Consider the following 20,527-nt stretch of genomic DNA (forward strand, 5'->3'; position numbering starts at 1 on the left):
TTTAAGAAATTAATAACTTAATCCAACGCTTGAGCGGATGGATTTCCAACCGCTTGTTTAATATATCCAACTGTTTCCCATAACTCTCCACCAACTTGCCAAGCAATTCGGGATGAACTAATGCCTTATGGGATACCGGAAACCGTTTGGAAAGCAAGTGTTCTTCCTTCACGACAAGAAAAATATTCTGTCGGTACCAGAAATCAACCCGGGAATCCTCCCAGATTAGTGGCCTTATTGGATCTAAAAAGACGTAACCGTGTTTTTGAAAGATTCTTGCCCAATATTCTGGCCATTGTTCATTGATATGATTTTGTCCACCTTGACCTGGAATAGCAGCGGAAAAAAGTATGATGTCCGAGTGCCTGCATATGCTATCCACAAAAATATGTGCGGTATATTCATTAAGGTGTTCCGCAACTTCCAGGGATATGACCAGATCAAACTTTTTGTCAAGATCAAAAGACTTCTCCAGATCCAAAGCCTGAAACTCATTTTGGTCGATATATTTAGATAGCATCTCTCCATCCACATAATCCCCATCTATACCAAATACCTCCTGAACACCTTGATTCTTAAACACATGTAGCCAAGTTCCGATTCCACAACCGACATCCAGAACTGACTCCGGCTTATCAATTATGGAAAATAAAATCGGCAAAACCACCTCAGCCGCCTCAGTATTATGTACCAATTCCGAATACTTATACATATATTTTATTCCGAATCAACACATAAAGCATCCTTACACTATATTTTACTTTCCCCTCTCTCAATGCTAATACAAAAATCTTGTACGACCATAAATTTACCAGTGACTTGAAATTACTTATATTAACCTTATAACTAACCAGGGAATCAATCAAACAATAACGATACCTCCAGTGTTCAAATGACACCTTCTTTTTCCTGAAAGTATCTAATACTGAATTATCCCTATCAAAATAAAGCATCAAATATTGATCTAAAACAACAAACCTCATTCCCTGACAGAGCAGCCTAAAGTAAAATTCCTTTTCTTGTCCAACTTTCACCTTAGAATTAAAAAGCTTTTTACCAATCAGAAAAGTTCTTAAGAACATTGGTCCAGCTGTGTGAAAATGAATATCTTTAACCAAATACTCCTCTATAACATTTTCAAAAAAAGGAATCCAATTTGTCTCAATTTCACTTCCGTTTTCAAATCTATACATTCGGGAAATAACAGCATCAACAGATCGATCCCTAAATGAAGAAATTTTGGTCTGTATAAAATCAGACTTCATCACATCATCACTGTCAAACCAATTTATATACTCACCTTCTGACAATTCAAAAGCATAATTCCTACAAACATTCCCCCCTTTTGGTAAATTATCAGGTCTTCGATAAATCTTAAACCGGGAATCCATTTCAGTATATTCTTGCAAAATCTCCCAGGAATTATCCGTGCTATGATCATCCACAATAATACATTCCCAATGCGGATAAGTCTGGGACAATACAGACTCCAAAGTCTCCTGGAGATAAGGAGCCTTGTTGTAATTGGGGATAAGGATGGAAACTAAAGACGAGTTAGCCATTTTTCTTTAATACAATCGTGTAGCCCGTTTTGCTATAAATACCCAATCCTCTCTTTTTCAAACGGTAAAAACAACTCAAAAAAACTCTGACAAATATGTTTTTATCAAAGCTATAAAACTCCAATTCTTTACTGGTATTCAAATACCTGAATTCCAATCTTTCTTTTTTGTAGTTGATGGAAACGGGAGACCTCGTCAAAGATTCAAGATGTATCCCACACAGATACTTTTCAAATACAAATGGCCTATACGGTTTAACATGGGACAGGTCATTGTAAAATCCAGACCACAACAATGGGGTAGAAATGACAAGATACCCACCCGTTTTGAGAACTTTATCAACATTAACCAGAAAATCATACATGTCTTGTGGCTGTAGGTGTTCTACAACATGGCTGCAATGAATGACATCAAAAAACTCATTTTCAAAAGGCAAAACCGGAAGCATCCCATGAAAAACATTTTTGTGATACTTCTTTAAGTATTCAACTGTTTTGATATTCCCATCGTATAGATAGAAATCATCCCTGTCGCAATATTTAGAAAAATCGCCATTCCCTGCACCTATGTCCAATACCTTACTATCATCTTTGATATAGTCAAGCGCAATCTGAAAAAACGGCTCTCTCTTGTGGGTTACGTATTCCTTTTTAATCATATTAATTCCCAATTTGCCTTTGAAATTACGGGATATCCATTATAAGTGCTTATCGGTCCATTTTCACCTATAGCTCCTTCCTTTACTGAAAGTAAAACTTCCCCTTCAATAAAATCATACACCTGGCAGTTTGACCCAATCCAAACATTGCATTTATAATCCCCTTGAGACAAGGGTAATGAAGGTATTTCTAAGCTTAATTGATTTTCTCCTTCCTTAACCTGAAAATTATCCCCTGTATGTCCTGAATAAATTTGAAACACTGGCTGGAGATCAAGAGTTTTGAAGGTAAAAGAGAATTGAATGCTTGATTTAATAGTTGAAAAAATATTTGTCTTTACTTTAAATTGCTGGCCTGTTTCTACGGCTGATTCAATACTTAATTCTCTTAGGTATATTTCCTTCTCTGAGATTCTATTTTGAATAAAATTCCTTTTGTGCACACTCTCTATTCCGCTGGGTTTTCCTCTTAAATACAATTCAACTGTGGTCTTCGAATCCCCATTATAAGTCAGCTGCCCACCGGATAAGCAGATTACTCTATTACAGAGGTTTTTAACCGCCCCCATATTATGACTCACAAACAACACCGTCCTACCCTGGTTTTTACTGACATCCTCCATTTTGCCCAGGCATTTTTGCTGAAACTCATAATCCCCCACGGCCAGGACTTCATCGATGATCAGGATTTCCGGTTCCAGGTGGGCCGCCACGGAAAAACCAAGCCGCACTTTCATCCCGGAAGAATAAAACTTCACGGGCGTATCGATAAATTTCTCCACCCCGGAAAAGTCAATGATCTCCTCCAGTTTCTGGTCGATTTCTTTCCTGGTCATCCCCAGGATGGTGCCGTTCATATAGATATTTTCCCGGCCCGTCAGTTCCGGGTGAAAACCCGTGCCCACCTCCAGCAGGGACGCCACCCGCCCATGAAGCTCCACGCGTCCGGATGTAGGCTCAGTGATTTGAGAAAGAATTTTCAGCAAGGTCGATTTCCCCGCTCCGTTTTTCCCGATAATGCCCAGCACCTCTCCTTCCTTTACCTCAAAAGAAACATCCTTCAGGGCCCAGAAAACAGATTGGTCTTCTTCCCCAAACCGACTCAGCCTTCGCAAACGCTGAAAATTATCCCAAGGGGATTTGATGATATTCCCCAATTGTCCCGCCAGGGTTTTGGCTTGTTTTTCTTTTAGCCCCAAGCGGTAGCGTTTGGAGAGGTTTTCAACTTTGATTACTGGCTTGAGCATTTAATACATTTTTACTTTGTCAAATGCGCCCTGATCGAGGACATTCCAAAACAAAACTCTAGTTTTATATAGTTTGATTGTGGATCCATTTTTTCATTCTCAAAAACATTGAATATTTTATTCTTTTTTGAGGTGAAAACTTAATAATTTTCCCGTTGGTCCCATTGACACCCGAATAATAAGGATATGATCTCCAAAAACTAAATCTTCCTCCTTTAGATAAAAAAAAATGCACACTCATTGCATAAACCTTTTCCAAATATACTCCTTGTTTCTCATTTAGCATTATTTCCGCCGTGGGAAGCAAGTAGTTAAAATAAAAGTGTTTGGATACGAACATTATTCTGGTATCTGCCCATGAAAATCTTCTAGTAAGATTGCAAATAACCACTTCTGAATTTGTCCAATTCGAAGGAGGTACATTTTTGAAATTTTCGATGATATACCGGCCGGAAATTTTAATAAAGAATTCCTTTTCTTTTATGACTTTCGATTTAGATATAGCATAAGTAATTATTTCAATCTCTCCGTGACCTTTGCCCTTTATACTTTCTTGACTTTCAAAAGTGAGATACTCATGTCCTTCGTTTTCATTTAATTCATTTGCGATAGATTTTGATATAAAATTGGAATTATCAATAAACACTATTGGCAAGTTGAATCTTTTGTAAAATTTAACACTTTCTAAATATTGTATTTCTCTTTCTTGGGAAGATCTTACAGCAACAAAGTCGAAGTCCCCAGGAGAAATTGTAGCAGTTAATAGAATACAGAAACTTACTTTATGATTTTTTATCACGATTTTCGGGTTTATAGGCCTTTAGTACACCTTTTCTAAAGAACGGTTTCCTAATTTTCTTATCATAATGAAATAACATTACCCCTGGGGTAAAACTTGTTTCAAAACCTAGATTTTTAAAAAAAATTTCAAATTCAACAGCGTCATCTTGATTATGATAAGTACAAATAGCTATTTTTAATCCAACAGCTGATCTTAAAATATTACACATTCCTTTTAAAACTTCTCTCTCGAATCCATCTACATCTATTTTAAAAAATAAATTGTTTTTTACTTCACCTACTATACTATCTATTTTAACGGTACTTTTGTCATTTTTATCACCTGCCTTCTTATTTATTATTTCTACTTTGTCACCATAGTTTTCAAACGTTTTGCTCAGAGGACTAATCCACTGGGTATTGCTTTCAAACAAAAAAATTTTATCGCATCTGTCAACAACTTCCAACGAAAAATTCCCGTCTGCAGCCCCTATATCAAACACAGTTTCATCCTGGTCAACATTAAATTCTTCGTCTATGTATCTATGAGGCGAATTAAAATCTTGCTCTATTAAAATTGTGTTCATATAAGATTTTAAGTAATCTTCTGATTTTCCACTTAAAAGAAATAAATTCTTCCCTCTGTATTTCGTGTACGGCAACCCATTCTCCCAAAAAAATTGAATATTTGACCTGACATAATTTAACGAAAAAGAATAAGGAAATACGCAAAGTCCGTTCTCGGTAATATATTCAATCTCTCTGCTATATTCTTTCCCTTGCTCAGATTTATAAAATTCCAATATAGAATGGAGTAATCTTTTATATCTTTTTTTCTTCCTAAAATTATAAATTTTAACTCTGATATTATAAAGAAACATAAAATAAATCATACAGTTTCACCTGGTGTCCAAATAGTTTTCTGCTTTGATTACAGATTTGGTCATATACAATCAAATCGCCCCGCTGGGGCTCTGGTCTCCAATAAACCGATAATTTTCTGCCATCAAAATGCACATCCGGTGTTATCATCCGATGCTACAATCATAACACACCTACCGTGCTGGGGCTTCAGAGAAGCCTTTTGATTGTAATAAAACCGGATCGAACCACACCCGGAGTCCCCCACAGGCGGGGCGTTTTGATCTCGTCGTACGGAGATATATTACCCTTTTTTGGAAGAAAGCATGTTGATCAGTTTTGTTTCTTTTTCCACTGGTCTGTGTCTTCACAGACCAGTACCGTGTCCCCACAGATCTGTACCCTACCGAAATGAGTGGCCTGTGGAGACACAAGCCACGGTGATAGAGAAGCTCCGTAGTGCATACCCCCTAAAGGGGAGTTTTGTATAGTGGACAGATATAATCTGACTATACCTGGATGATTTCCTTTCAATGATTATTCCGGCTTTATCTCAAATAGATGATACCTTGTTCCACATGATCTACGTACGCCCCCTCCTTCAGGAGGGGGATGGGGGAAGGTCACGCCACATCTGCAAATATCCTTTCCATCCTCCGTCCCGATTGATTAAAAAAAATAGATAATCGGGACCGCCTCATGGTTGAAATCACGCCACATCCGCGAATATCCTTTCCATTCGGCGGAAATACAGCATCCCGAACACGAATACCAAAACCGCCACTATGCTCCCCGGCCAGATCCATTCCCAAGGCATGGGCCGGTCAAGGAAGGCCGCGCGAAAGCCTTCTATCACCCCTACCATCGGATTCAGGATATAAAAAGGCCGGTAAACCTCCGGAACGGCGGTGGTACTGTACACCACCGGGGCGGCATACAACAGGATCTGCACCACAAAGGTCAGGGCATGCTTTACGTCCCGGTACTTGACCGCCATGGCCGACAGCACCATGCCTATCCCCAGGGAACACATCAGCAACTGGACAATCAACAGCGGCAAAACCAATAGGCCCCATCCAGGACTGATCCGGAAATAACCCATCAGCCCAACCACCACGACAAAGGCAATGATAAAATCCAACAGTTTCGAAAGGATCGAAGACAACGGCAGCACCATACGGGGAAAATATACCTTGGTGATCATATTGGCGTTCTGTATCAGGCTGTTGGCCGACTCGGTGAGGGTTCCGGAAAAATAATTCCAGGGCCAGAGGGCCAGGTAGGAAAACAGGATATAAGGCATGCCATCCGAATCCACCTTGGCCAGTCCCCCAAACACGATGGTGAAGACAATGGTGGTGAACAGGGGCTGGATGATCGCCCAGGAGACCCCCAAAATGCTCTGCGCATACCGGGCCTTGATCCCTCTCAGGGTCAGGAAGTACAGAAGGTCTTTGTACCGCCAAAGCTCCTCAAAGTCCACCAGCTGCCACCCCGACTTGGGTTCAATGATTTTGGTTGGTTTGGTTGTCATTGTGGAAATGTTGTCGGGGTTGTCATTGTTGTCGTGGTTGTCGTGGTTGGAGGGGGGAAACGACGACGACTGATTGTGAAACACAGAACGGGATAGGGTCTTTAGCAATGTCTTCTGAAATGTAATAAAGGTATATTTTTTGAGGGATACAGTTGTTTTCTTCCACCCTTTTTCAGACTGGAAGGATATCCAGGCCCTTTATTCTTTTAAAATGCTTCTCGTTCAGTGTAAGCAGAGGTAAATCATTCGCCAGACTGGTAGCCGCTATAAAAATGTCCCTGAATTCTATCAGTTTGTTTCTTTTCTTCAAATCGTGATAAATTTTTGCTGCCTCGGAAGCTACTTCAGCTGAAAAAGGCAAAACAATAAGGTCTTCCGTGATTATCTTGACGTCATTCTTTTTTTCATCAGTTGTAGCCCCCATCAATAATTCGTACATTGTAACAGCAGACAAGAATAACTGAGTTTGATCAAAATATTTATAAAGCAATGTCGAGGTCTTTTTTCTCGCCCGAAGGTGTTCGATAAATATGCTTGTATCCGCTACCATTCCTGAGGAGTAAGTCCACCAAATGATTTTTTAGCTTCGTCAAAGCTTTCCAGATCCTTTTCTGTCCATATCGAAACACCCTTCAGTTTATTTTTATCGGCTCTAAGCTTTGATTTTTCATAGGGTTGTGAAGACACACCGAGTTCTTTAAGGATTTGTTTAACCAAATCTATTTTTCCAGAAGGTATATTGATGATCAGTTTTTCCATATCCGTTTTTACTTCGTTACATAATATTAACCAAAATTATAAAAATAACGTGCAACTCAAAGGTCTTTCTTTATCACCTAAAAGCCAGCTGATAAACTTCAAAATCAAGGTAACTCTTCATAAAAAAAGGAATTTATAAAACCTAAAATACAACTAACCCTTTAACCACGACAACAATGACAACCACGACAACCCTCACAACATCTCCTCATCCTCCCTTCACCCCTTTCCCCGCCAATACAAACAACAGCGGCAACAGGGGCAACAAAAACCTGCCGTCCCAGTCCACCGTCGTAAGTCCTATACTCAGTGCATGGATACAGATAAACGCCAACACGAATATCCTGGCCGTCGGTGAAAAGGAAATCATACCCTTTATGGCAAAGCCATACAACGGGACCAGCAATAAGACCGAATACACATTGTGCCACAACGACCAATAGGGCCTGATATGGGCAAAGTAATAAAACAGTTTGCCAAAGAACAGTTTTGACCAATATAAAGGGTGATGTCCTATGAACAGAACTATCTGTGCCAACGGCCCATAAGACCGGCCCGGGAGGTACAGTTGCTCCGGGCGCTCCACGGTCAATAATGGATAGAAGTTGCTTTGGTCGAAACCACTTACGCCATATACTATCTCACCCAGGCGATAATCATTCATCATCCCATAGGTAGCCAACATCCTGTTGACCAACACCAAGAACCCTATCGCAACCAGCCCAACAAAAGCGGTTTTCAGAACCGCACTCCCCAAACGCCTCCATAAGAAAAATATAAATAACGCCAACATCGCCCCCATCAAGGCGATACCGGTTGGTTTAATGCTAACCGTATATATCAGCACCAACGCCCCCGGCACCAAATAAAACCACTGCCGATTTCCCCTGTACCAGTTGACCAGAAAATAAAGGCAAATGGCATTCATACTGACAAACAGGGATTCACAGAGGATATAGGAATTGTATATGGAAATTTCAAAAAACACCAGATAGAGCATGGCCGTAGCCAATGCCATCAGCCAGTTCGCCGTAACTTTCCCAGCAGCAAAATAAACGGCAATCAACCCCATAAAACTGAATAGGTACTGTGCCAATACGATAGCTCCCAAAGAATCGTGAACACTTCTCACCCCCAGGATGAAAAAAGAATATCCGATGTACCAGATATTGTGGGGATCAATGTAAAAGCCGTTTGTGCCCATATTAGCGGCATACTCGAGGTACCTGGGAGAATCGTTTACCACCCTAATCCCCAGTTGCCGGAACAAAAAAGTGTTCAGCAAAGCAAATGAAGCCGTAAGAAATGCCAAATGCACCTTTGTGGAAAACATCCAAAGCGGCAGCCTCTGAAAACCAAAAGCCGGTATGTTGTTCTGAAAAACCTTCAAATCAGTTCAAACAAAAAGAAATGGAAATCCGCTTCATAACTTTCTTGTTCTTCACAAAAAACTTTTAATTCCCATATCCCAATTCCTTGAAGGATCATCTCCCCTCTCTTTTTAGAGGGGTCCGGGGTTGAGGTCAAATTCATAAAACCACTGCCCGTACGTCTTGGCACCCAAACTTTCTTTCCATTTCACCAGCCCTTCATTGGGCAAACCTGTATCCGGTTCATCGGATATGCCCATGCTGAAGTACTTTTTCTCCGAAAAAGTTTCTTCCAGCAAGGTGGTCATCAGCAGATCCAGGGCCCGCATGTTTCGGCCCGCCGGTGTAGAGGCGATGTATTGGGTGTGGGCCACTTCCGGTGTCACAAAAAGGACTGATCCTCCCACGGCCCCCTCCCTGTCAAATACCAGATACAACTGAATGTTTTCGGGAAAACGCTCCCGCAGCAGCATGATCTCCTCCAGCTTATGTACAGGCCGGGTGGCGTGCCTTTCCTGCAGGTTGGGAATGAGAATATTTTCCCAGAACACCTTAAAATCATCCGATCGCCCCACCCGTAAACCATGGGCTATGGCTTTTTTCCTTCCCCAAAGCTTACCCCGGTCCTTTATCCTGAAGGGCAAGGAGGTGGTATAGTGCTTCTGGGTTTTCAGCACCTCGGGGTTTTGGCGCTGAAAAGCCCGGGACAGGGCTTGGGAAAATGTGGTATAATAGAACTCAGGTACGGATTTTATCATCAGTGTTTCCAGCTTGTGGCTTCCCAGATAGGCCAGGGTAGCCCCGATCATCCCTTCTGAATCAGCTTCATCCAACCCGGGAGCAACGATCCATCCGGCATAAGTCAGGCCCCGGTGGGAAAAAACCTTTTTGCCCTCCTTTTCAGCCGGCAGCAGCGCCACCAAATCCCCGCCTCTATAAATCAACAGTGAAAAATCCTCAAACCTGTCCCCGTGGTACGAGATAAATTTTCTGCTGTGCATGAAAGTCCCATTGATGCTCCTTTCTAATACGCTTTCCCATTGGTCCTCCAAACCCGAATGATACCGCTGCACCGTGAAAATCGTCATAAGCCAATCTTAGGCATCAGACTTGGGCCTCCAGTGGTATATCCAGGTCTCTTTCTCTATGACAAACCCCGCCTGTTCATAAAATGACATTGCGGCAAGGTTTTCCTTTTGGGTAGACAGACCTACTTTTCTATCTCCGGCCAGGGACATGACTTTATTCAGCAAGCTCCTTCCTATTCCCTGCCTCCTCAAATCGGGCAGAACCGAAAAGAGATCGATGTAGGCTGAAGTTTCGGCGATACCGCATGAGGCCATCCCTACGATATGGCCGCGTTGTTTGGCCATGATCATACGATAACCTTTATGGAGGCTTTCGCGCCACCAGTTACCATAGAGTTTATTGTATTCCCCACAAACAAACCCCGGATCTTTTTTGAAGCGGGAATGATGTCCGCAGTGTAATGAAAGATTATTCATCTCAGCCTGAGCTTCATTATCCAATGCCGACGTACCCAATTCATTTAGCATCACTCCCGAAGGGGGAGGTAAGGATGTGCTGCTTTTTTTTCCCGAATCATTATTCTCATGTACCATACTGGCCCTCACTCCTGCTTCGAAAAGCTTGTCGTTGGGTCCCAAGGCGACGGAAGAAAAAACGTAAACCAGATCATAATCCCCCGGCTTCCCCGTAGCCAGATAGGCTTCAAATTCCTGCGGTGAACTTACCTCCACACTGCCCACAGCGTATCCAAACAACCGGGAATCAAATGAGAGGCTACGGATCATGTGCTTTTTTCAACGATATAGAGCGGCCTGTTCTTAACGCCTTCAAAAATTTTGCCCACATACAATCCTACCACTCCCAAGGTCATCAGGACCAGGCCGGACAATACCCAAATCGATACAATGATACTGGCATAACCCGGTACCAAAATGGCACCGAAAAGGTATCTGAAAAATGTGATCAGCGCATATATAAAGCCCAAAAACGCAATCCAAAAGCCCATTTTTATTACCATCCGAAGGGGTTTGTCCGAATAGGCTAGAAGCGTATTCAGCGCCAGATGAAAACGCTTTCTGAAATTATAGCGGCTTATGCCGTCTCCAGCCGGGGCATGTTTGACATCATAAGTAGTCTGTTTGAACCCCACCCATTTCACCATGGCTGGAAAATAGCGGATGCTTTCCTTCATTCTCATCAACTCGGCTATCACGGTGCGGTGGTAAATTCCGAAATTCCCGACTGCGGCATCCTGCGGGGAACCTGACAAATAGGCCAAGAGCCTATAAAACACCGTGGATCCCGTCTTAACGATCCAACTGTCCCGGCGATCTTTCCGTCTGGCCAACACCACGTCATATCCATGGTTGGCTTTGGAAACCAGGTTTGGAATCTCTTCAGGAAGATCCTGCAGATCTCCGTCCATGACCACCACCCATTCGCCCCTGGCCAAATCCAGTCCGGCGGTAATCGCATGGTGCTGTCCAAAATTCCTGCTTAGCCTGATGCCTTTGAGGGATGTCATCCCCCTCGCTATGGAAACAACGCTTTCCCATGTCCCGTCCTCACTATGGTCGTCAACAAGGATAATTTCATATGTTGCACAAGTCTTTTTTAAAATGGCATCCAGCCGGCCCACCAGTTCCTTTACCGTCTTTTCAGCCTGAAACAGCGGTACCACCACAGAAATATATAGAGTCGAATTTGCCAATTTCACATGTTATAAACCACCCATCCCTCAATTCCTTCCCGGGGCTCCTCCATGATTACCTTAACCTTGACCGCCCTCTGGATTTTCTTTTCTGCTTTCTTAATCAAAAAATCCAGGTATTCAAAATTGATGTCTTTTCCTATCAACAGCAGTTCAATGGTACCTGAATCAATACCTTTGGCATAATCGCCGGTAATCATCGCTTTTTTCACATTACCCAGTTTTTTGATCACCACCTCGATAAGATTATCAAATCCCAGGTATTTGGTGACGATGCTTCTGATTTCTTCATAAAAAGGATGGCCCTGGTTAGCCTCATAGCTTTTGGTTTTCCCAAAATTGCTGGACAGCAACAGCCCCGCTTCAGAAAGCCTGTTGAGTTCCACCCGTACGGAATTCGTGGATTCGCTGAATTCCTCCGCCAACCCTCTGAGGTAGCCCTTGTTGCCTTTGTTCGAGAAAAACTTGATCAAAAGCTTTACCCGGGTTTTGGAGGTAATTAAGGAGTCAAGCATGCTTTATTTCCCTCTTTTGGGTTAACTGTCTATATAATATTGGAATGGAAAAAAATCATCCGGCAATCTTGATGACGAATGTTCATTAGGTCACGAAGCTGAATTCCCAATGCCACTCGAAAATGGCTGACCTTGCCGGGTTCTCAGTCTTTTCCAAATACTTTTTTGGAACAAGCAAATACTTTTTTGAAAGCACGTACGTAACTAACTGATAATCAATTCACAGCTTCGCCACTTCAATCCCACCGGCCGGTTGTCCAGTGAGTAACAAAATTACTCGATGGTTTTAGATTTGCAAGTTTTGGCAGGGAATAAAATTTTTTGGGTGGGTGAAAACTTCCTGTTCTCTTTTCCCTATTCACTAAGTATTCAGGAAATAGGGAGCGGGGAACAGGGAATAGGGCGACAACCTCCTGTTCTCTTTTCCCTATTCACAAAGTATTCAGGAAATAGGGAACGGGGAACAGGGAATAGGGAATCGAGCGGAAACCTCCTGTTCTCTTTTCCCTATTCACTTTTCACGGAATATTCAGGAAACAGGGAATAGAGAACCGGGAACAGGGAATCGGGCGACAACCTCCTGTTCTCTTTTCCCTATTCACTAAGTATTCAGGAAATAGGGAACGGGGAACAGGGAATAGGGAATCGGGCGAAAACTTCCTGTTCTCTTTTCCCTATTCACTTTTCACGGAATATTCAGGAAATAGGGAGCGGGGAACAGGGAATAGGGAATCGAGCGGAAACTTCCTGTTCTCTTTTCCCTATTCACTTTTCACGGAATATTCAGGAAACAGGGAATAGAGGACCGGGAACAGGGAATCGGGCGACAACCTCCTGTTCTCTTTTCCCTATTCACTAAGTATTCAGGAAACAGGGAATAGAGAACCGGGAACAGGGAATCGGGCGACAACCTCCTGTTCTCTTTTCCCTATTCACAAAGTATTCAGGAAATAGGGAGCGGGGAACAGGGAACAGGGAATCGAGCGGAAACCTCCTGTTCTCTTTTCCCTATTCACTTTTCACGGAATATTCAGGGAACAGGGAATAGAGAACCGGGAATCGGGAATCGGGCGACAACCTCCTGTTCTCTTTTCCCTATTCACTAAGTATTCAGGAAATAGGGAGCGGGGAACAGGGAATAGGGAATCGGGCGACAACCTCCTGTTCTCTTTTCCCTATTCACTTTTCACGGAATATTCAGGAAACAGGGAATAGAGAACCGGGAACAGGGAATCGGGCGGAAACCTCCTGTTCTCTTTTCCCTATTCACTAAGTATTCAGGAAATAGGGAACTGGGAACAGGGAACCGGGAATCGAGCGAAAACCTCCTGTTCTCTTTTCCCTATTCACAAAGTATTCAGGAAATAGGGAGCGGGGAACAGGGAATAGGGAATCGAGCGGAAACTTCCTGTTCTCTTTTCCCTATTCACTTTTCACGGAATATTCAGGGAACAGAGAACGGGGACAGGAAATCGGGCGCAACCTAAAATTGAAATCAGTTTCATTTTTCGTAATTTTAGGTTCAGTTGTATAGTTCCCATTTAAACTTATTGGCCATGATAATAAAAAGACTACTTGTCATTCTCCTTATTTCAGCAACTTCGCTTGCCTGCAAAGAATCGGGCAAAAATGAAGAACATGTTGTAGAGGATACCGACAATAAATTTTCTCATCCCCCACTGGTCACCGACCGCTACACCGCCGATCCTTCCGCCCATGTTTTTGAGGGCAAAATCTATATTTATCCCTCCCACGACCTGCCTTCAGAAGTGCCGCAAGATGACTGGGGATCCCATTTTGACATGCAGGATTACAGGGTTTATTCCATGGAAGGTCCCGATGGTCCTGTAACAGATCATGGGCGGATATTACATGTGGATGATATCCCCTGGGCCAAAAGACAACTATGGGCGCCGGATGCAGCGGAGAAGAACGGAAAATATTACCTCTATTTTCCCGCCAAAGATGAACAAGACCTGTTTAAAATTGGGGTGGCCGTGGCAGATCGGCCAGAGGGTCCTTTTGTGCCACAGCCTGAGCCTATTGCCGGAACCTACAGCATAGACCCCGCCGTATTTACAGATGATAACGGCGAATATTATCTGTACTGGGGAGGTATCTGGGGAGGTCAACTGCAAAAGTGGAAAGATGAAACCTATACTTCTGTAGGAGATCAACCCACAGATGGAGAACCAGATCCCGAACAACCGGCCCTTGCACCAAAGATAGCCCGGCTTTCAGAAGATATGCTGTCTCTCGCGGAGACTCCTAAAGACGTTATCTTGCTAAATAATGACGGAAGTGCTATCAAAGCAGGGGACCATGATAAAAGGTTTTTTGAGGCTGCGTGGGTACATAAGCATAACGGCACCTATTACTTTTCCTATTCCACTGGCGACACACACTATATTGCCTATGGCACAGGGGATAACCCTTATGGGCCCTTTACTTATCAGGGGGTGATCCTCAATCCCGTCCAAGGCTGGACCAACCACCATTCTATTACGGAATTTGAAGGGCAATGGTACTTATTCTATCATGACACAGAGCTTTCGGGCGAAACGCACCTGAGAAATATCAAAATGGCTCCATTGGAACACTTGCCGGACGGGACTATTAAAACAATCGATTCTATGCAGCAGTATTCAGGAAATAGGGAATAGGGAACGGGGAACAGGGAATCGGTCAAAAACTCCCATTCCCTTTTCCCTATTCACTAAGTATTCAGGAAATAGGGAATAGGGAACGGGGAACAGGGAATCGGTCAAAAACTCCCATTCCCTTTTCCCTATTCACTAAGTATTCAGGAAATGGGGAACAGGGAACGGGGAACAGAAATTCGGTCGCAACCTCCCATTCTCTTTTCAGGGAATATCCAGGAAACAGGGAATCGGACGGAACCTCCTGTTCTCTTTTCCCTATTCACTCAATATTCAGGGGATAGGGAATCGGGAACAGGGAACAGGAAATCGGTCAAAAACTCCCATTCCCTTTTCCCTATTCACTAAGTATTCAGGAAATGGGGAACAGGGAACGGGGAACAGAAATTCGGTCGCAACCTCCCATTCTCTTTTCAGGGAATATCCAGGAAACAGGGAATCGGACGGAACCTCCTGTTCTCTTTTCCCTATTCACTCAATATTCAGGGGATAGGGAATCGGGAACAGGGAACAGGAAATCGGTCAAAAACTCCCATTCCCTTTTCCCTATTCACTCGGTATTCAGGACCAGAGAATGAGAAACAGTGAATAGAAAATCGATCGGAAACTTTCCCCAAAAAAAAACCACCGGCCTTTTTCCATGGACCAGTGGTTTATCAGGTTAGGCAAATAGGTTGATAAGTTTGATGTCTTAAGTCGCCCTTTTTTATTAATATCTCAAAGTTAAACAATCCCCTGTACACCCATGGGATGCAAATGTTATTGATTAGGGTATAAAATGTTTCCATCCCCGGTCAAAATAAATGATAAAGGGGCATTTGCCCGGTCAATCTTTATTTCTTCTAAATCACACTTCAGAAAATCCGTCCTGTGAATCATGATATTTGAGGTACCCGCTTGTTCCCGCCGGTCCCATAAAATATCCACAAATCCAGGAACAAGTTCCGGACAGGCTTACCCCGGAGTGATACAAAAACTATGCTTTATCTACTTTACAGGAAGTGCTTTTTTGAAACAACATTTTAAAAATAGCATGTAGAGGTCCATCGGTATCAATTAATGGAATCAATGGGCAACGGACGGAAGCCCGCTGGCTTTCCCGATGCCCCGTTATTGTCCCACAATCATAATCTCCCCGCGGTTGGGCACGCCGGAATAAACCACATAAAACGCTCCGTCCTTTCCGTCCACCGGCAAGGTTTGTTCTGTTCCATCCTGCAGGATGGTTACGGAGGTCCAATGACCGGGCACCCTCGTTTGCAGGGTCAGGGGGAAATCATACCGGTCCCCCAAGTCATGGCTCAGATTTACCCGAATACCGTTGTCATCAACATCCACCGTGAGGTTGGCTGCCATTCTTTCCCGCATATATTGGGTCACTTCTTTAAAAGTTCCTACCCAAACCTTATCGTCAAGATCATGTATATATTCGAAATAAGACTGGATACTGTCACTGGACTGGGCTTCCCAGCCGATACCGTCGATACCGTGATATACCAACACCAACCACGGGCTGTTAACAGAAGTAAGCGCTTCATCTATCCATTCCTTTTTCTGAGCCAGGGTAGTTTTGCTCAAGGGCCCCCGTTGCCATTGGGTATAGGGCTTCCGGTCATAAGCCGGATCAAAATCACCCCAACGGTTCACCTCATGAAGATATTCCTCCGGCATGCGGTTGCGCAGGGCTTCAAATTCCTCCAGGGCGTATTCCATCACCCGCTCATCTTCGGTACCAAAAGGGCATTCGGCCGAAAAGGTATGTTCCGGTCCCAATTCCCTTTCAATGTCTTCACGGCATTTAACCAACTCATACAGGAGGTTTTCTTCATCCATGACGGCCAATCTCGGATGGGAAATGGTATGAACACCAAATTCATGTCCCTGTACCGCATAGTCCCGTATCTCTTCCCAGGTTGTTCTTTCACCATCAAGCACTTTAGGAGCGCGCAGCTGAATATTGGGAATTGCTTTTATCTTGGCATATGCTTCATCAATCAGTTCACAGGCCTCCCGCACCTTGCCCTGCTCATACAGGGCTCCCGCCTGGTTATGGATTTCCACCGATCCCTCCGTATCCACCATCCGGATGGCGGACGCTCTCTCAAACAGGTTGTCCGCGTTGGTGGGCGTCTGTCCGGTTTCTTTGATGATTTCCAGGATATCTCTGCCGATAAACCTGGCCGGATATTGGGAACCGGGGATTTCGCCGGTATTGATATAAAATGTCCCTTTCATCCCCAGGTCGTTCATGATGGGAATGGCCTTCTTAAACTGGTTGACGGTCCCATCATCGTAGGTAACAGAGACAGCCAGTTTTTTGCCCCCCTGCCAAGGCAGGATCATTGTTTCCCCGACTGAATCTCCTGATTCGGTCCGTTCTGTACAACTGAAAAGCAGGCCGAAAAACAGGCCCGGCAACAATAGATAACGTTTTGCTTGTAGGTATTTCATCCTAACAAAAATAAACAAATTATTCATTTAACCTCGACAATCAATCACCTAGTCTCTCCAAAGCCTGCTTCATATCTATCCCCTTTCCCAACACTTCCAAGAAAAGGTCGGGTTTTTTTTTGACCCTCTCGGCCATATTGAGCAAAGTGAAATCCTGAATGGCAAGGCCTTTTTTTACTTCCTTCCATTCCAGCGGAGCTGAAACGGGCGCGCCGGGCTTTGGCCTGACACAGTAAGGAGCCGCCAATGTCTGCCCCCTGGCGTTCTGAAGATAATCCAGATAAATCTTCCCCTTCCGGCTGTCTTTTGCCCTTTCCATGCTGGTTAATTTGGGTAAATTATCATGGATCAGGTGGCAGATAATTTTGACAAAATCCCTGGCCTCCGCATAGCTGTATCCCGAACCCATAGGGATGTAAATATGCAAGCCGGTAGAGCCTGAGGTTTTACAAAAATGTTTGATCTTGGCAGTATCCAGTATTTCATGGGCCACCTGGGCCACCTCAATGACTTCTTCAAAAGTGTTCTTGTCAGAAGGATCCAAATCAATTACCGCATAATCGGGACGGTCAAGGCTGTCTTTTTTGGAATTCCACGGGTTGATTTCTATGCAACCCAGGTTGGCCATATATACCAGAGTCGCCTCATTTTGGCAAAGCATATAGTCAATATCCTTCTCTGTGGATTCCGAATAAATGGATACCGTCTCAATCCATTCCGGAATGGTCTCAGCCATGTCTTTTTGATAAAATGATTCCTTTTTTATCCCGTTTGGATGTCTATGCAGGTTTTGCGGCCTGTTCTTTAAGAAAGGCAGTATATAATCGGATATTTCTATGTAATAGGAAATCAACTGGTACTTGTTGATTTTTTCGTCGGGCCAGTATACCTTTTCCAAATTGCTTACCGGAACATCAAACCCATTGATTTCCAAGGTATCTGTTTTGGGTGTTTTTTTTGGAGCTGTCTTTTTTTTCATGGCAGAAGGATCGGTTTCGGTTTCTTTATGTATTTCCGGAGGCATCTTGTCCGTTCTTAGTCCTTTGAAAACAGGATGCCTCAGTAAACCCATTTTGGTCCATTGGCTAAACTGTACTTCACATACCAGTTCAGGGTTTAGCCAGATGGCTTTTCTTCCCTTTAGGTTAATCTTGTCTTCAAAAGGGGGCGATTTGATGATCAAGGGTTTAAACTGGTTCAGGAGCTGCCGTTGGCTTTCCCGGTTAAACCCCGAGCCACAATTGCCTATATAAATGAGCTTTTCATTTTCATATAGTCCCAGTATCAGGGAGCCGAAAAGATTTCCCTGCGATGTGGTATAACCACAGATCAAGGCTTCCTGGCTTTCTTTGGATTTGATTTTTAGCCAGTTTTCAGTCCTCGCCCCGCTCCAATACAAAGAATCGGCTTTTTTGGCGATCACTCCTTCAAGGCCCTTTTTGATGGTTTTTTCGTAAAAAGCTTTGCCCATCCCCTCCACATGATCACAATAATACACCTGCGGGATATCTTCAATGACTTCCGGAATCAGGCTTTTCCTCTCCAACAGCGGCAAGGATGTGGTGTCATGGCCGTTGAGGTACAGTATGTCAAACACATAATACCGCAACTCGCCATCAATTTCTTCAGAATAATGCTGCAGCTTCTGAAAATCGGGGATGCCTTCTTCATTCACGACCACTACCTCCCCATCCAGCAACGCATCATGGGGGACGGCCTGTAACTGCGTCACCAACGAGGGGTATTTTTGGTTGTAGGTAATGCCGTTACGGGAGTACAGGTGCACCGTTCCGTTCTGGATATTGGCCATTACCCGGTAACCATCCCACTTGATTTCATAAACCCAACCCGCCTTGCTGAAAATGGCGGAAGTTTTCATCGCCAACATGGGTTTTACAAGTTTATTGAGGCTTACGGAGCCCGCCTCTTCGTCCTCATCGTCCTGAATATCCTCAGCGTCATACCCCAGCTCTGTAGCAAATTCATCTTTTTTTTTAATCAGCAGCCATTGGTCTTTTTTGTCTTCTTTATCCATCCTGACCAAGGCAAAGGTCCCGCGAAGTTTGGTCCCATGTAGTTGTATTTTAAGGTCTCCCTTATCCAAAGCACGGATAAGCTCCTTTTCGCCGCCTTTCAGGGGCTTGTAAGTCCCCTTGTCCCAAATGTCCATCCTACCGGCTCCGTAATTCCCTTCGGGAATGGTCCCCTCAAAATCCAGGTACTTCACAGGATGATCTTCGGTCTGGATGGCCAACCGTTTGTCTTTGGGGTTCATGGAAGGCCCTTTGGGTACCGCCCAACTTTTCAGCACCCCGTCCATTTCCAACCGCAGGTCATAGTGCAGCCTTCTGGCATCATGCCGTTGAACCACGAAGCGAAGGGTCCCGCCCGGGGCTTCTTTGCTCCCGGCTGGTTCCGGGGTCTTAGCAAAGTCCCTCTTTTTGCTATAGTCATCCAGTCCCATCAGGAAGCTTTTTTCTTTTTCTTCTCCAAACTGGCTTTCAACTGGGCCATAAGATCTTTCGCCGGGGTAGCCTTACTTTCAAATCGCCTCACCTTAGGCTTCTTGCCTCCTGATTTGGCCTCAATGATCTTCATCAACTGATTGTTGTATACATCCTTATACTTGGAAAATTTAAATTTTTCGGTATACTGGTCAATCAGAGAAAGCGCCATATCCACCTCTTTTTTGGACACTTTCGTCGTGGGCAGTTTTAGGTCAGAACCATCCCGGATTTCCTCTGCAAACCGGATGATGTGCAAGACCAGGATATCTTTATAAACCCCAATAAGACTTAAATGCTCTTTCTGTCGCATCACAAAAGTAGCGAGCCCAAGTTTTTTGGTTTTTTTTAAAGCATTCTTGAGAAGGTTGTAGGATTTTCCCCCACCCTTTTGAGGTTCGATAAAATAGGGCTTCTTGAAAAGTACCTCCGCCACCTCATCCTCCTTCACAAAAGCCTCTATATCCAGGGTTTTGCTTTTTTTTACGTTAGCCTGCTCAAAGTCCTCGTCTTCGAGGATGATATACTCGTCGCCCTTCTTATAACCTTTAACAATATCTTTCCAGGCTACTTCCTTTCCGGTTTCCTCATTCACCCGCTTGTACCTGATCCTCGCATGGTCATGACGGTCCAGCATGTCCAGTTCCAACCTTCTCTTCTCAGAAGCGGAATACATTTTAATGGGGATATTTACCAACCCAAAGCTGATGGAGCCATTCCATATTGATCTCATAAACCTAATCTGTTTTAAAGCAAAAGCTTTATTCAACTATACGACATCAAAATTATCCGCTAAATTTATACCACTTATTTCCCAAACGATATATATTCCCCAATGATTTACTCTTATTATTTCCCGTTTTATCGGGTATCTTGTTAACAGTCG

Annotated in this window: 18 protein-coding genes; 1 reads left to right on the top strand and 17 read right to left on the bottom strand. The window is 43.7% G+C overall.

Annotated features, from left to right (window positions below; all coding sequences use genetic code 11):
• Nucleotide 1: 1 nt before the first annotated feature.
• The 14 genes from ACFPFU_RS17985 to ACFPFU_RS18050 form a co-directional block, all read right to left on the bottom strand.
• Nucleotides 2–712 carry a class I SAM-dependent methyltransferase gene (locus ACFPFU_RS17985; RefSeq protein ID WP_377066615.1) on the bottom strand — a complete coding sequence of 237 codons (711 nt, stop codon included), beginning with the start codon at nt 710–712 and terminating at the stop codon, nt 2–4.
• Entirely contained in the window at nt 705–1,562 is an 858-nt protein-coding gene (locus ACFPFU_RS17990) for a glycosyltransferase family 2 protein (RefSeq protein WP_377066617.1), read from the bottom strand. The genes ACFPFU_RS17985 and ACFPFU_RS17990 overlap by 8 nt, the downstream gene beginning before the upstream one ends.
• Nucleotides 1,555–2,220: a class I SAM-dependent methyltransferase gene (locus ACFPFU_RS17995; RefSeq protein ID WP_377066619.1), complete on the bottom strand. Its 666-nt coding sequence runs from the start codon at nt 2,218–2,220 to the stop codon at nt 1,555–1,557. The genes ACFPFU_RS17990 and ACFPFU_RS17995 overlap by 8 nt, the downstream gene beginning before the upstream one ends.
• A complete protein-coding gene (locus ACFPFU_RS18000) occupies nt 2,217–3,467 on the bottom strand; it encodes an ABC transporter ATP-binding protein (protein WP_377066621.1) in 1,251 nt (416 codons plus the stop codon). Before ACFPFU_RS18000 ends, ACFPFU_RS17995 begins: the two co-directional genes overlap by 4 nt.
• 64 nt (nt 3,468–3,531) lie before the next feature.
• Nucleotides 3,532–4,266, bottom strand: coding sequence for a hypothetical protein (locus ACFPFU_RS18005; protein ID WP_377066623.1), 735 nt, complete (start codon nt 4,264–4,266; stop codon nt 3,532–3,534).
• Complete coding sequence (locus tag ACFPFU_RS18010) at nt 4,250–4,834, bottom strand: FkbM family methyltransferase (RefSeq protein WP_377066625.1); 585 nt, start codon at nt 4,832–4,834, stop codon at nt 4,250–4,252. Before ACFPFU_RS18010 ends, ACFPFU_RS18005 begins: the two co-directional genes overlap by 17 nt.
• Nucleotides 4,835–5,817: 983 nt before the next feature.
• Entirely contained in the window at nt 5,818–6,642 is an 825-nt protein-coding gene (locus ACFPFU_RS18015; protein WP_377066627.1) for an ABC transporter permease, read from the bottom strand.
• A gap of 172 nt (nt 6,643–6,814) precedes the next feature.
• A complete protein-coding gene (locus tag ACFPFU_RS18020) occupies nt 6,815–7,192 on the bottom strand; it encodes a type II toxin-antitoxin system VapC family toxin (protein WP_377066629.1) in 378 nt (125 codons plus the stop codon).
• Nucleotides 7,186–7,401 (bottom strand): hypothetical protein, encoded by a 216-nt coding sequence (locus ACFPFU_RS18025; RefSeq protein ID WP_377066631.1) that lies wholly within the window; start codon nt 7,399–7,401, stop codon nt 7,186–7,188. The genes ACFPFU_RS18020 and ACFPFU_RS18025 overlap by 7 nt, the downstream gene beginning before the upstream one ends.
• Nucleotides 7,402–7,609: 208 nt before the next feature.
• Nucleotides 7,610–8,791, bottom strand: coding sequence for a hypothetical protein (locus ACFPFU_RS18030; RefSeq protein WP_377066633.1), 1,182 nt, complete (start codon nt 8,789–8,791; stop codon nt 7,610–7,612).
• Nucleotides 8,792–8,902: 111 nt separating this feature from the next.
• Nucleotides 8,903–9,859 carry a GNAT family N-acetyltransferase gene (locus tag ACFPFU_RS18035; protein ID WP_377066635.1) on the bottom strand — a complete coding sequence of 319 codons (957 nt, stop codon included), beginning with the start codon at nt 9,857–9,859 and terminating at the stop codon, nt 8,903–8,905.
• A gap of 9 nt (nt 9,860–9,868) precedes the next feature.
• Nucleotides 9,869–10,585, bottom strand: coding sequence for a GNAT family N-acetyltransferase (locus ACFPFU_RS18040; RefSeq protein WP_377066637.1), 717 nt, complete (start codon nt 10,583–10,585; stop codon nt 9,869–9,871).
• Nucleotides 10,582–11,517 (bottom strand): glycosyltransferase family 2 protein, encoded by a 936-nt coding sequence (locus ACFPFU_RS18045; RefSeq protein ID WP_377066639.1) that lies wholly within the window; start codon nt 11,515–11,517, stop codon nt 10,582–10,584. The genes ACFPFU_RS18040 and ACFPFU_RS18045 overlap by 4 nt, the downstream gene beginning before the upstream one ends.
• Nucleotides 11,514–12,026: an ArsR family transcriptional regulator gene (locus tag ACFPFU_RS18050; protein WP_377066641.1), complete on the bottom strand. Its 513-nt coding sequence runs from the start codon at nt 12,024–12,026 to the stop codon at nt 11,514–11,516. The genes ACFPFU_RS18045 and ACFPFU_RS18050 overlap by 4 nt, the downstream gene beginning before the upstream one ends.
• A gap of 1,556 nt (nt 12,027–13,582) precedes the next feature.
• Between ACFPFU_RS18050 and ACFPFU_RS18055 the strand changes: the two genes are divergently transcribed.
• A complete protein-coding gene (locus tag ACFPFU_RS18055) occupies nt 13,583–14,689 on the top strand; it encodes a glycoside hydrolase family 43 protein (RefSeq protein WP_377066643.1) in 1,107 nt (368 codons plus the stop codon).
• Nucleotides 14,690–15,796: 1,107 nt separating this feature from the next.
• On the opposite strand, the gene ACFPFU_RS18060 is transcribed toward ACFPFU_RS18055, so the two are convergent.
• The 3 genes from ACFPFU_RS18060 to ku are packed head-to-tail and all read right to left on the bottom strand — an operon-like array spanning nt 15,797 to nt 20,374.
• Entirely contained in the window at nt 15,797–17,137 is a 1,341-nt protein-coding gene (locus ACFPFU_RS18060) for a polysaccharide deacetylase family protein (protein ID WP_377066645.1), read from the bottom strand.
• A gap of 40 nt (nt 17,138–17,177) precedes the next feature.
• A complete protein-coding gene (gene ligD / locus ACFPFU_RS18065; RefSeq protein WP_377066647.1) occupies nt 17,178–19,601 on the bottom strand; it encodes a DNA ligase D in 2,424 nt (807 codons plus the stop codon).
• Nucleotides 19,601–20,374: a non-homologous end joining protein Ku gene (gene ku, locus ACFPFU_RS18070; protein ID WP_377066649.1), complete on the bottom strand. Its 774-nt coding sequence runs from the start codon at nt 20,372–20,374 to the stop codon at nt 19,601–19,603. Before ku ends, ligD begins: the two co-directional genes overlap by 1 nt.
• Nucleotides 20,375–20,527 lie beyond the last annotated feature (153 nt).

Origin of the sequence: Negadavirga shengliensis, assembly GCF_042652345.1 — a bacterium.
GTDB lineage: Bacteria > Bacteroidota > Bacteroidia > Cytophagales > Cyclobacteriaceae > Negadavirga > Negadavirga shengliensis.